This window comes from Streptomyces sp. NPDC001606 (assembly GCF_053596835.1).
The window spans coordinates 1-12,165 of the sequence record NZ_JBSFHC010000044.1; the positions used below are offsets into that span (position 1 = coordinate 1).

At 72.3% G+C, this 12,165-nt stretch carries 13 protein-coding genes and 1 pseudogene; 7 read left to right on the forward strand and 7 right to left on the reverse strand.

Annotated elements, in window-relative coordinates; genetic code table 11:
• Window positions 1–91 precede the first annotated feature (91 nt).
• A complete protein-coding gene (locus tag ACWCV9_RS37430; RefSeq protein WP_450793474.1) occupies window positions 92–520 on the reverse strand; it encodes a VOC family protein in 429 nt (142 codons plus the stop codon).
• Window positions 521–619: 99 nt separating this feature from the next.
• Here ACWCV9_RS37430 and ACWCV9_RS37435 point away from each other — a divergent pair, with 99 nt between their 5' ends.
• The 3 genes from ACWCV9_RS37435 (at window position 620) to corA (ending at window position 3,767) form a co-directional block, all read left to right on the forward strand.
• Window positions 620–1,528 (forward strand): pseudouridine-5'-phosphate glycosidase, encoded by a 909-nt coding sequence (locus tag ACWCV9_RS37435; protein ID WP_450793476.1) that lies wholly within the window; start codon window positions 620–622, stop codon window positions 1,526–1,528.
• The gene (locus ACWCV9_RS37440) at window positions 1,513–2,448 is read left to right on the forward strand and encodes a carbohydrate kinase family protein (protein ID WP_450793478.1); all 936 of its coding nucleotides are present in this window, start codon (window positions 1,513–1,515) and stop codon (window positions 2,446–2,448) included. The genes ACWCV9_RS37435 and ACWCV9_RS37440 overlap by 16 nt, the downstream gene beginning before the upstream one ends.
• 191 nt (window positions 2,449–2,639) lie before the next feature.
• Complete coding sequence (gene corA / locus ACWCV9_RS37445) at window positions 2,640–3,767, forward strand: magnesium/cobalt transporter CorA (protein ID WP_450793480.1); 1,128 nt, start codon at window positions 2,640–2,642, stop codon at window positions 3,765–3,767.
• 21 nt (window positions 3,768–3,788) lie between these two features.
• Here corA and ACWCV9_RS37450 read toward each other — a convergent pair whose 3' ends face one another.
• Window positions 3,789–4,421 (reverse strand): uridine kinase, encoded by a 633-nt coding sequence (locus tag ACWCV9_RS37450; RefSeq protein WP_450793482.1) that lies wholly within the window; start codon window positions 4,419–4,421, stop codon window positions 3,789–3,791.
• Between the two features lie 225 nt (window positions 4,422–4,646).
• On the opposite strand from ACWCV9_RS37450, the gene ACWCV9_RS37455 reads away from it, so the two are divergent.
• Window positions 4,647–5,342, forward strand: a complete 696-nt coding sequence (locus ACWCV9_RS37455; RefSeq protein ID WP_450793484.1) for a DUF2293 domain-containing protein — start codon at window positions 4,647–4,649, stop codon at window positions 5,340–5,342.
• 99 nt (window positions 5,343–5,441) lie between these two features.
• On the forward strand, window positions 5,442–6,929 hold the full coding sequence (locus ACWCV9_RS37460) for a glutamate synthase subunit beta (protein WP_450793486.1): 1,488 nt from the start codon (window positions 5,442–5,444) through the stop codon (window positions 6,927–6,929).
• A gap of 36 nt (window positions 6,930–6,965) precedes the next feature.
• Here the strand turns inward: ACWCV9_RS37460 and ACWCV9_RS37465 are convergent, their stop codons facing one another.
• Window positions 6,966–7,220 (reverse strand): DUF397 domain-containing protein, encoded by a 255-nt coding sequence (locus ACWCV9_RS37465; RefSeq protein WP_450793488.1) that lies wholly within the window; start codon window positions 7,218–7,220, stop codon window positions 6,966–6,968.
• Window positions 7,221–8,081 carry a helix-turn-helix domain-containing protein gene (locus ACWCV9_RS37470; RefSeq protein ID WP_450793489.1) on the reverse strand — a complete coding sequence of 287 codons (861 nt, stop codon included), beginning with the start codon at window positions 8,079–8,081 and terminating at the stop codon, window positions 7,221–7,223.
• Window positions 8,082–8,279: 198 nt separating this feature from the next.
• On the opposite strand from ACWCV9_RS37470, the pseudogene ACWCV9_RS37475 reads away from it, so the two are divergent.
• Both ACWCV9_RS37475 and ACWCV9_RS37480 read left to right on the forward strand, forming a co-directional pair.
• Window positions 8,280–8,867: pseudogene (locus ACWCV9_RS37475) on the forward strand (ATP-binding protein); the annotation flags it as partial.
• Window positions 8,868–9,187: 320 nt separating this feature from the next.
• Window positions 9,188–9,586, forward strand: a complete 399-nt coding sequence (locus ACWCV9_RS37480) for a hypothetical protein (protein ID WP_450793497.1) — start codon at window positions 9,188–9,190, stop codon at window positions 9,584–9,586.
• 20 nt (window positions 9,587–9,606) lie between these two features.
• Here ACWCV9_RS37480 and ACWCV9_RS37485 read toward each other — a convergent pair whose 3' ends face one another.
• The 3 genes from ACWCV9_RS37485 to ACWCV9_RS37495 all read right to left on the reverse strand — a co-directional run bounded on the left by ACWCV9_RS37485 (window position 9,607) and on the right by ACWCV9_RS37495 (window position 11,880).
• The gene (locus ACWCV9_RS37485; protein WP_450793491.1) at window positions 9,607–9,783 is read right to left on the reverse strand and encodes a hypothetical protein; all 177 of its coding nucleotides are present in this window, start codon (window positions 9,781–9,783) and stop codon (window positions 9,607–9,609) included.
• A 153-nt stretch (window positions 9,784–9,936) separates the two neighbouring features.
• Window positions 9,937–10,584: a DUF899 family protein gene (locus ACWCV9_RS37490; protein WP_450793493.1), complete on the reverse strand. Its 648-nt coding sequence runs from the start codon at window positions 10,582–10,584 to the stop codon at window positions 9,937–9,939.
• A 129-nt stretch (window positions 10,585–10,713) separates the two neighbouring features.
• Complete coding sequence (locus ACWCV9_RS37495) at window positions 10,714–11,880, reverse strand: cytochrome P450 family protein (protein WP_450793495.1); 1,167 nt, start codon at window positions 11,878–11,880, stop codon at window positions 10,714–10,716.
• Between the last annotated feature and the right edge of the window lie 285 nt (window positions 11,881–12,165).

A 12,165-nucleotide genomic window follows, 5' to 3' on the forward strand; every position in this document is an offset into this window, starting at 1 on the left:
GGCTGCACACCTACAATCACCACCGCGGACACACCGCGCTCGCAGGCAAACCACCCGCCAGCCGCGTCCCCAACCTCACAGGGCAATACACCTAGTCGTCGTAGTGCCGGGCCTCGAACACATTGCCGTCCGGGTCCTGGAAGTAGAAGCTCCGGACGGCGTTGCCGCGGGCTCCGGAGGAGTCGTGGTCGATGTCGCTCAGCGGGACGCCATGCTCGGTCAGCCGTGCGTGCAGGGCGTCGAACCCGTCCGCCGGCAGGGCCAGACAGATGTGGTTGACAGGGTGGCCGGCGCGGTCCGCGGAGCCGGGCAGCATCCGCATCCCTTCCGCGAGGGTGCGTGGCGCGAGATCCAGGATGGTCTCCTCGTTGACACGGACCGAGGGGAAGGAGAGTTTGCCCTCGGTGAATTCACCGACTCCCATCGGCTCCAGGCCGACGGCCGTCTCATAGAAGCGGGCCGCGGCGACCGGGTCGGCGACCCAGAGGACGACATGGTCGAGGCGCATGTTCTCCGTCATGCGGCCCAGGCTGGTGGCGTCCCCCACAGGTCGCAAGCGTTTAGTCGCGTCCGGTGCCCGCCAGAGATGAGGAAGGGCCGACGGACGGGAGGCGGGCACGTGGTGCTGGTGGTGTCGGAAGAGGTCCGGGAGGCGATCGCGGCGCGGCGGCCGGTGGTGGCCCTGGAGTCCACGATCATCGCGCACGGGCTGCCGCGCCCGCGCAACCTTCAGGTGGCGCTGGAGCTGGAGGACGCGGTACGGCACGAGGGGGCGGTGCCGGCGACCGTCGCCGTGCTCGACGGACGGCCCTGTGTCGGGCTGGACAAGGAACAGGTCGAGCGGATCGCGAACGAGGACGGCATCCGCAAGCTGAGCCACCGCGATCTGCCGCTCGCCGTGGCAAGCGGAGCGAGCGGGGCGACGACCGTGTCCGCGACGGCCCGGCTGGCCGCGCTGGCGGGGGTCCGGTTGTTCGCCACCGGTGGGCTGGGCGGCGTGCACCGGGAGTGGACGGTGACGCAGGACGAGTCGGCCGACCTGGGGCTGCTGGCGCACACCCGGATCACGGTCGTATGCGCGGGCGTGAAGTCGATTCTGGATGTGCCGGCGACCCTGCAACGGCTGGAGACGCTCGGCGTGGCCGTCGCCGGGTACCGCACGGACCGGTTCCCCGGCTTCTATCTGTCCGACTCGGGGCATCCGGTGGACTGGACCCTGGACTCTCCGGAGCAGGCCGCGGACGTCATGCGGGCACAGGACGCGCTGGGCGCACCGCCTTCGGCGCTGATCGTCGCCAACCCCGTCCCGGAAGCGGAGCAGCTCGATCCGGAGCTGCACGCCCGTGTGCTCGCCGACGCGCTCACCGCTTGCGCGGAGCAGGGCGTCACGGGCCAGGCAGTGACCCCGTTCCTGCTGGACTACCTGGTCCGGCACACGGACGGCGCCTCGCTGAGCGCCAATCTGGCGGCGGTGCGCGGCAACGTACGGCTGGCGGCGCGGATCGCCACGTCGTGGGCCCGGGAGTGACCACCGGCCGGACCGCGGCGCTGCTGGTCGTCGGGGATGTCGTCACCGACGTGGTGGCCCGGCACCGGGGTCCGCTCGCGGGTGGCACCGACACGGCCGCGGCGATCCGGACGGTGCCGGGCGGCGCGGGCGCCAATGTCGCCTGCTGGGCCGCTCACGCCGGCTGCGCTGACGTACGGCTGCTCGGCCGGGTGGGCGCGGACGCGGCGGCGTGGCACGAGCGGGAGCTGATCGCGGCCGGGGTGCGACCGCGGCTGGTGGTGGACCCGGAGGCGGCGACCGGCACGGTGATCTGCCTGGTCGACACGGGGGCGGCGGCCGAGCGTACGTTCCTCACGGACAGCGGGGCCTCGCTGCGGCTCGAACCCGGAGACTGGTCGGACGCGCTGCTCGACGGGGTGGCCTGGCTGCATCTGTCGGGCTATCTGCTGTTCACCGAGCCGAGCCTGGCACTTGCGCGGGTGGCGCTCGCGGCCGCGCGGGCGCGTGAGGTGCCGGTGAGCCTCGATCCGGCGTCGGCGGGGTTTCTGGTGGAGCTGGGGCTGGACCGGTTCCTGTCCTTCGCGGGCGGGCTGGACGTGCTGCTGCCGAGCCGGGACGAGGCGTGCCTGCTCACGGGACTGCCGGACCTGGCGGACGCGGCGGCCAAGTTGAGCCGCCTGGTGCCGCTGGTGGTGGCCAAGGCGGGTGCCGACGGGGCACTGGTTGCCCGGGCCGGCGCCGCACCGGCACGGGTCCCGGCCGTGCCGGCCACCCCTCGGGACACCACGGGCGCCGGTGACGCCTTCACCGGCGCGTTCCTCGCCGCCCTGCTCGCCGGCGCGTCCGCGGAGGAGGCGGCGGCCAGCGGGTGCCGAGCAGGTGCGGAGGCGGTGGCCAGGGTGGGCGGCAGACCACCGCGGGCACAGAGCGGGAGGTAGGACGCGGATACGCGTCTTCGGGGCAGACCCCGACTGCCGGTTCGCTTGGCTCGTCCGACGCTCGTCCACAGGCGGGAACCAAGCGGAACTTCGGGTTCCCACAGGCTCGCCCGCGCTGTGCCGGGGCCTGGCACACTTGCCGGGCAAGGCGCGAAAGCGTCGCGCACGAGGTCCATGCGAGGGGGATCCGGATGTCCATGGCGGGGAATCTGCGGAAGGTCACGGAGCTGGGCAGGGTCGGCGGCCTGCGCAGGGTGGCACGGCTCGGCCGGCGCCGGCCGCGAGTGGACCTGAGCCATCCCGCCAGGTCGCCGCTGGGCTCGTCGGTGGTCAACTGCGTGACCTATCAGGACGGCGTACGGGTGCAGGGGTGCGCCGATCTGGTGGACGCGGTGAGGCTCGTCCGCAAGAGCGGTGAGGGATTCGTCTGGCTGGGACTGCACGAGCCGACGGACCGTGAGTTCGCCGGCATCGCCGAGCTGTTCAACCTGCACCCGCTGGCGGTTGAGGACGCGGTCGAGGCCCATCAGCGTCCGAAGCTGGAGCACTACGGGGACACGCTCTTCGCGGTGTTCAAGACGGTCTGCTACGTGGAGCACGAACGGCTGACCGCGACCAGCGAAGTGGTGAACACCGGCGAGATCATGGTGTTCGTCGGCAAGGACTTCGTCATCACGGTACGGCACGGCCGGCACGGTTCTCTGGGGCCGTTGCGCGAAGAGCTGGAGTCGGATCCGCAGCAGCTCGCCAAGGGCCCGGCTGCGGTGCTGCACGCGATCGCCGACCTTGTCGTCGACGACTACCTGAATGTCACCGACGCGGTGCAGGCGGACATCGACCAGGTCGAGACCGAGGTGTTCTCCGAGGAGGGCGCGCGGCTCGATCCGGGGCGGATCTACCAGATGAAGCGCGAGCTGCTCGAACTGAAGCGGGCGGTGGTGCCACTGGGCCGCCCGGTGGAGGACCTGGCCACCCGGCCCATACGCGTCATCGCCCCGGAGATACAGGCCTACTTCCGGGATGTGCTCGACCACCTCATACGGGCCAAGGACCAGATCGCCGCGTTCGACGAACTGCTCAACTCCATCCTCCAGGCCCATCTCGCGCAGGTGACCGTCGCGCAGAACGAGGACATGCGGAAGATCACGGCATGGGCCGCGGTGATCGCCGTACCCACCATGGTGTGCGGGGTGTACGGCATGAACTTCGACCATATGCCTGAGCTGCACTGGCGGTTCGGATATCCGCTGGTCATGGCCGTGATGGCCGGGGCGTGCGTGGCGCTGTACCGGGGCTTCAGGCGCAACGGCTGGCTCTGAGCGGGGCGGTCGCGCCGGGGGTCAGCCGCTCCAGGCGGGATGGCGTGGGTCGTCGGCGCGGACCAGGACGTCCGCCGTGCCGGCCGGATCGGCCTCGGAGGCGTAGCACTCGAAGGCCGGGAGCGTCCAGTGGTCGGACTCAGGGGTACGGCGGCGCAGGGCGCCCGGGGAGAGGAGGACGTGGACGGTCAGGTCGAACGGGAACCAGTGCCGCAGCAGTAGCGGGCCGTGCAGCAACAGGATTCCGCCTGGCGGGAGTTGGACGTAGGGGCTGCGGGTGGCCCGGTCGGTGACCGAATCCCACAGGTCGGGTAGGACGCGCCCGCTGCCGCCGGGATCGAGCGGTCCGAAGACCTCGCGCCACAGGGCACCCGTGTCGAACCATCCGTTGTAGTACGACTCCTCGTCCCGCCGCCCGTGTTCCAGGCGCAGCGAGGCCGGCCGCAGAAAGCCCTCGGCACCGACCACGAGCGAGGGCCGGCCGCGGAGCCGGAGCGCCTCGCCCACGCGCTCGGCGAGGTCGCCGGGCCGGGCGGCCGGAGCCCCGTCGAAGCCGACCCGCGGCCACGCTCCGCCGTCGGCCGGCTTCAGATCGGTGAGCCGGTCGGCGAGCTGCTCGGCGAGCCGGTCCCAGGTGATCGCTTCGAGTCGCACAGGGCCCATGATGCCGGGTGCCGCGGCCGAGCGGCGCCGGCCGCTGCCGGGAGAGGGAGCCACCAGAGCGGGGAGAGGGGGAAGCGGTCGGACAGGCACATAGGTGGGCCATGCCTTCCATGAGGCGAAGGTGTCGATGATCGGCTTAGGGGAGGAGTGCGGAAATATGCTCTGAAGAGACCCGGGGAAGGGGACACGCCCGCGGCGGTGGGGAAAGAAACGCGTATGGCGCTTCCCGCAACTCCCCACTCCCCCGGCCGCCTTCTCGCCATCCAGCCGCTGAAGGCCAAGCGCTGTGCCGCGTGCCGGCGGGGGCCGCTGTCGCTGCTGGTGCTGGAGGACGGGGCGCCCCACTGTCTGGAGTGCGCCGACCTCGGGCACCTGGTGTTCCTGCCGCGCGGGGACACGGCACTCACCCGCAGGTCGCGGGAGGAGAGTGCGCTGTCGGTGGTGGTCGTGCGGTTCAACCGGCGCAAGAGCCGCTACGAACGGCAGGGCGTGCTCGTGGAGGAGACGGCGCTGGCCCGGGCCGAGGCGCGGTGCCTGGCCGACGCGGAGGCACGGCGCCGGCGGCGGGCCCGGGACGCGCGGCGACGGGCCGCGGAGGACGAGCGGTTCGCGGCGGCGTTCGCGGGCGAGATCCTCCGGTTGTTCCCGGGGTGCCCGGCCGAGCGGGCGCGGGCGATCGCCGGTCATGCCTCCGTGCGCGGCAGCGGGCGGGTCGGGCGCAGCGCGGCCGGGCGGGCGCTGTCCGAGGGGGCGGTGATCTCCGCGGTCGTGGCGGCCGTACGGCATGTGGACACGCCGTACGACCAGCTGCTGATGAGCGGGGTGCACCGGTTCGAGGCGCGGCGCCGGATCGCGCCGGCCGTGGAGAGTGTGCTGAGGGCCTGGCAGGGGGCCGGGGAGGAGGTGGGCTGAAGGCCGGGGAGAAAGCGCTCTCCGACGTGCTGCGCGGCCGTCGGGGGAGACGTATCGTGGCCGGAAGAGCGCGGGTACCGGTACGCGAGGAAGACGCTCATGGCCGATCCCAAGGGGTTCATGACGACGCCGCGCCAGGAGTGGCCGCGGCGGCCCGTGGAAGAGCGGGTGCGGGACTGGGACGAGGTGTACGTCCCGGGCGCGCTGCTGCCCATCATCAGCAAGCAGGCCGATCGCTGCATGGACTGCGGCGTGCCCTTCTGCCATGAGGCGTGCCCGCTGGGCAATCTGATCCCCGAGTGGAACGACCTGGTGTCACGGGAGGACTGGCGGGCCGCGAGCGACCGGCTGCACGCCACCAACAACTTCCCGGAGTTCACCGGGCGGCTGTGTCCGGCGCCGTGCGAGGCGGGGTGTGTGCTGGCGATCAACCAGCCGGCCGTCACCATCAAGAACGTCGAGTGTGCCATCGCCGACCGGGCCTGGGAGGAGGGTTTCACACCGGCGCGGCCGCCCGACCGGCTGTCCGGGAAGACGGTCGCGGTCATCGGCTCCGGGCCCACCGGACTCGCCGCGGCACAGCAGCTGACCCGGGCCGGTCACACGGTCGCGGTGTACGAGAAGGACGACCGGCTCGGCGGGCTGCTGCGGTACGGCATCCCGGAGTTCAAGATGGAGAAGCGCCATCTGGAACGGCGGCTGGCGCAGATGCGGGCCGAGGGGACGAAGTTCCGCACCTCGACATCCGTCGGACGGGACGTCTCCGCGGCGGAGCTGCGGTCCCGGTACGACGCGGTGGTGATCGCCACCGGCGCCACCGCCTGGCGGGAACTCACGGTGCCGGGCCGGACGTTGGGCGGGATACACCAGGCGATGGAGTATCTGCCGCTGGCCAACCGGGTGTGCGAGGGCGATCTGGAGGTCTCGCCGCTGTCGGCCGTCGGCCGGCATGTGGTGATCGTCGGCGGCGGGGACACCGGTGCCGACTGTCTGGGGACGGCAGTGCGCGAGGGGGCCGCGTCCGTGACCCAGCTGGACATCTACGCACAGCCGGGCGCCGAGCGGGACGAGGACACCGACCCGTGGCCGACGTACCCGAAGATCTATCGGCTGTCGGCGGCGCACGAGGAGGCGCGGGATCTGCGGACGGCACCGGAGGCGGACGCGGACGCGCGGCTGTTCGCGGCGTCCACGCTCCGCTTCACCGGAGACGAGAGGGGGTGGGTGCGGTCACTGCACCTGGAGGAGGTCGACGAGCGGCGGCTTCCGGTGCCGGGGACCGAGCGGGAGCTGCCCGCCGACCTGGTGCTGCTCGCCCTCGGTTTCACCGGCCCCGACCGGGAGGACGGGCTGATCGAGCAGCTGGGGCTGGCGCTGGAGGAGCGGGGCACGATCAGCCGGGACGGCGGCTTCGCGACGAACGTCCCGGGGGTGTTCGCCGCCGGGGACGCGGCGCGGGGACAGTCGCTCGTCGTCTGGGCGATCGCGGAGGGGCGTGCGGTGGCGGCGGCCGTGGACCGTTTCCTCATGGGAAGCAGCGCGCTCCCCGCCCCGATCGCACCGACGGACCGCCCGATGCGGGTGTGAGAGACGGGTGGATGGCGGGCGCCCACCGGGAGGGGGTCAGGACAGCAGGAAGTCGGCCTCCCCCGCCTTGGCGCCCTCGATGAACGCGGTCATCTCGTCCGTGGTGTAGATCAGTGCGGGCCCGTCCGGATCGGTGGACTGGCGTACGGCGATCCGGCCGTCGGCCAGCTTCATCGCCTCCAGGCAGTTTCCGCCGTTGCCGCCGCTCCAGGGCTTGTGCCAGCCCTCGCTGCCCAACTCCCGCGCGGGCATGCCGTTGTAGACGTGACCGCGGGGCTCTATGCGATCCATTCACAGCTCCTTGCGGAGATCGCCGAGGATCTCCTTCGTGCGTTGTGCCGTAGCGGCCTGTGCCGCCATGCGGTCCATGACCTCCAGGTGGGTCGCCACCTCGATGCGCGCGTCCAGGTAGACCGCGCCGGTCAGGTACTCGCTGTAGACCATGTCCGGCAGTTCCGGCATGGCGAATCGGAACAGCACGAAGGGCCCGTAGGTCCCCGGGTGCGGCCCGTTGGCGAACGGGGCGACCTGGAGCGTCACATGGGGCAGCTTCGTGGCCTCGAGCAACTTGTCGATCTGCGCGCGCATCACCTCCGGGCCACCGACCGGGCGGCGCAGGACGGTCTCGTCGATCACCGCCCAGAAGCGGGGCGCGTCAGGGCGGTTGAGCAGCTCCTGGCGTTGCATGCGCAGCGCGACATGGCGCTCGATGTCGTCCGGGCTGGTCTGGCCGACGGCACCGGACTTCAGCACCGCGCGTGCGTAGTCCTCGGTCTGGAGCAGGCCGGGGACGAAGTGCGGTTCGTAGGAGCGGATGAGGGAGGCCGCGCCCTCCAGGCTGACGTACATCGAGAACCAGCCCGGCAGGATGTCGTGGAACCGCTGCCACCAGCCGGGCTTGTTGGCCTCCTCGGCGAGCCGGACGAACAGTTCGGCCTCGTCGGCGGGGACGCCGTACGCCTTCAGCAGCAGCTGCACATAGGGGATCTTGAGAGCGACCTCGGCCGTCTCCATACGGCGGACGGTGGCGGGAGCGACGTGGAGGACACGGGCGGCCTCCTCACGCTTCAGCCCGGCGCGCTCCCGCAGGTCCATCAGGCGCCGGCCGAGGACCACCTGGCCCACGGTCGGCGCGGACCGCGGTTCGCTCACGCTCCACCTCCACGAGAATCCGGACAGCCCTGCGGCGCCGTTCGAAGACTCATTCGAAGACCTGGTCGGACTCCGGTGGTCCCAATTGGCGCCGCTCAACATGCTGTTGCGAGCAGTGTGCCACGGCCTCCGACCGAGTCACACAGCACTCTGCAATTTTCAGAGTGACACTTGCCAAGTGTTCACGGCAGGGAGATAGTGGCAAGCGTGATTCCGTCCGCGCCCTTAGGAACAGACGCCGCCACAGGCCTTCCCGGCCTCGGCGCCGCACCGGGAGCCCCCCTTGCAAGGGACGCTGCCGAGCGCCGGTTCCGCTTCGAACTGGCCGCGCATCCGGGTTCCGTGGCCCGGGCGAGACGCCTGGCGCACGCCCGGCTCGCCGGCTGGTCGGTGGGCGCGGACACCTGCGACAACGCGGCCCTGGTCATTTCCGAGCTGGTCACCAACGCGATCGTGCACACGGCGAGCAGCCGTGTGGTGTGCGAGCTGCACGACCACGACGACATGGTGCGCATAGCCGTACGGGACGAGGGCTGCTCCCCCGGCGAACCGCATCCGTCGCCGCAGCGCCCCGATGACGAGCACGGCAGGGGGCTGTTTCTCGTCGACGCGCTGTGCCAGGCCTGGGGCGCCCAGGAGCAGGGGGCCGGACTGCTGGTCTGGGCCGAGCTGGCCCGGCAGGCCGACCCGGCCCAGGAGGATGCCGCACCCCGCGCCGACCTCGGCTGGGGCGCGCGTCCCAAGCCGGGCCGGCCGCAGGACTCCGGCGAGGAGGGGGCCACCGAGACCCCGGACGGAGCAGCGCGACAGCGCCGTTCCGGGTGCGCCGGCGAAGAGCGGCACGGCCACGACGGCCCGGAGCACCCCGCGCACGGCGACTCCGCGCACCTCACGCACGGCGAGCCCGCGCACTCCGCGCACGACGGCCCGGAGCACCGTACGCACGGCGGCGTCGTCCGGCCTCGGTTCGGGACGTCCGGGCAGCCGCTGCACCGCACTCCGGGACCGCACCGGCCGCGGGAGCAGTCGTGACCGGCACCAGCGGCACCGGCCGGCCCGACGTCGTACGCGCCGAGCGGCCGGGTGCGGCCGGGGCCGAGCAGTCGATCGGGCTGGACACCCTGGTGCGCTTGCAGCGCCGGCGGCCCGCCGCGGACGACGCCCGCCGGCTGCGGATCCCGGACGGCATGACGGCTCCGCTCGGCTTCGACGCCGTGGCCGTGCCCGACCGGCTGGGGCCTCTTGTCGTGCCCCGGCTGCCCCGGCTGGGCTGTGTGTACGCCGACGGCTCCCGCTGGTGGTGGATCGTGCCGTCGGACTCCGACTACGCGCTCCCCTGGCCGGAGCCGGCCCACTACGCCCCTGGCGCCCTGGTCAGCGGCACCGCACGGCTCATCCATCGCCCGGACGGCACGGTCCCGTACACCCCGCCGATCCCGCTGTACCTGGCGTTGTGCCGGGCGACCGGGACCGCCCCGGACTGGTCGAGGGCGATGCCGGCGTAGCCGCCGCGCCGCCGGGCGGCTCAGTCGGCGGCTTCCGCTCCGCGCACGATCACCAGGAACGCGTCCGTCGCGAGGTCCATGACGACCTCGGCGGGCATGCCCTCCAGGCGCCGCGCGTGCGCGAACTCCTCGGCGGGCCAGGATCCGCGCGGACCACCGGCGGGAAAGCGTTCGAGCACCGTTCGCCCGTTCACCATCTCGCACCTCCAGGAAACGTCGTTCTCATAGGAGTGAACGCTCTGGAGAACGCGAACGGCTCGCCGGATGACGGGACTGAGACAATGCCGACACCGAATCGGCGCGGACCGTGATAATCCGGTCACGTTACGACACCGATGGCACCGTCCGTATCAGAAGTCGTACTCGTCGTGAAGGCGCAGCCGGTCGCTGCCGGCCGGGTTGCGGCCGAGCACGGTCAGGTCGAGCAGACCGGCGGTGGTGCCCAGCTCGTCCAGCGCGTCGTCGTACACGGAGTAGGTGTGGAAGACGCGGTCGCGGTCGCGCAGGAAGCAGCTCAGGCCCGGCCGCTCGGCCCGGCCGCCGCCGTCGGCCTCGACGGTCGCCTCGAAATCGCGGTTGAAGTCGCTGTGGTGCGAGGAGTACCAGGGCACCGCCCAGCCCATCCGCGCCTTGAACGGCAGGATCCGGGTGAAGGGCGCCCGGGAGACCACGGCGAAGGAGGTGTTCCGGGCGCGCAGATGGGCGAGATGGCCGACCTGGTCCAGAAAGCCGGCGCAGCAGGGGCAGCCGGTCTCCCACTCCGGCGCGAACATGAAGTGGTGCACCACGAGCTGGGCCCGCTCCTCGAAGAGATCGAGGAGGGTCGCCTTGCCGTCGCCGCCCTCGAAGACGTACTCCGGGTCGACCTCGACCATGGGAAGCCGCCGCCGCTCGCCGCTCAGCGCCGCCCGCGCCCGTCTGACCGCCTCCTCCCTGCGCCGCAACTCCTCGCGCGCCGCGCGCCACTGCTCACGCGAGACGATCCCCGGAAGCGCCATGAGCCCTCCTGTGCCCTCTGTCCGACGGTCGGACGAGGTGGTGACCGTCGGCGGGCGGGGAACTCATCGCTGCGCGCGGAGATTTTCCGGTCGCCGCGCGGAGTTTTTCCGGTCGCCCTGCGGGAATGATCAGTACGTCACCGGCAGAGCCATCAGCCCCCGCGCGCGCATCGACGGGCGCCACCGCACCTCCTCTTCGGCCGGCGCCAGTCGGGGGAACCTCTCCAGCAGGGCGGCCAGTGCGATTTCCGTCTCGGCACGGGCCAGGGGCGCGCCGACGCAGTAGTGGATGCCGTGGCCGAGAGCGAGATGGCCGGCGGCGTCGCGGGAGAGGTCGAGCCGGTCGGGGTCGGGGAAGCGGTGGGGGTCGCGGTTGGCGGCGGACGGTGACACCCAGACCGTCTCCCCCGCGGGGATGGTGACCCCGGCGATGGTCACGTCCTCGACGGGGAAGCGGCGGATGGCGAGCAGGACCGGGCCCTCGTAGCGGATCAGTTCCTCCACGGCGGCCGGGATGCCCGCCGGGTCCTTGCGCAGGGCGGCGAGCTGGTCGGGGTGGTCGAGGAGGGCGAGGGCGGCGTTGCCGATGAGCTGGACCGTGTTCTCGTACCCGGCGAAGAGGATGAGGAAGGCCAGTGACATCAGCTCGTCCTCGCTGAGCCGGTCGCCCTCGTCGCGTACCGCGATCAGGTCGGAGAGCAGGTCGTCGGCGGGGGCGGCCCGCTTGGCGGCGAGCAGGCGGGTGAAGAAGCCGAGCATGGCGCCGACCGACTCGCGGGCCGCCTCGGGACGTGCCGGATCGGGGGCGACCAGGGTGTCGGTCCAGATCCGGAAGTCCAGCCGGTGTTCCTCGGGCACGCCGAGCAGGTCGCAGATGACGGTGATGGGCAGTGGGGCGGCGTAGGAGGCGATGAGATCGGCGGTGCCGTGGGGGCCGAGCGCGTCGAGGAGGCGGTCGGCGGTACGGCGGATGGGCGCGCGCAACTGCTGGACCCGGCGTGTGGTGAAGGCACGGCCGACCAGGCGCCGGATGCGGGTGTGGTCCGGCGGGTCCATGTTGAGGAGGTTGGCGTCGAGGGCGGGTGGCAGCGCGAAGCCCTTGTAGGTGCCGGGTGCGGCGTGCCGCTTGTCCAGGGAGAGACGGGGGTCGGCGAGCGCGGTCCGGACGTCCTCGTACCGCGTGACGAGCCAGGCGGGGGTGCCGTCGGGTCCGGTGATGCGGTGGACGGGCGCGGTGTCGCGCAGGCGCCGGTAGGCGTCGTAGGGGTGCTCGATGAGGCCGTCCGTGAGGTTCATGGCAGGCAGCCTACGGGCTCGGGTGGCGCGCTCCCGACCACGCCGCCCGGGCCGTCGTCGGCCGCCAACTCCCCTGGGGCGGCGGCCACATCGGCGGTGCCCCAGACCGTCCCCGGGCTAGGGCCTTTCTTTCGGATCTTGCCGGCGTCGCGGGCCCTGGCACGCACATCTGCGACGTTGTCGTCCCTCTCCCCCACGCTCGGCTGCTCCCCCACTCTCGGCTCCGCTCGAGCGGGGGGACCCCCATGCGCGGGGGGACCCCCATCGCTCCGCGTCGACTCGGTC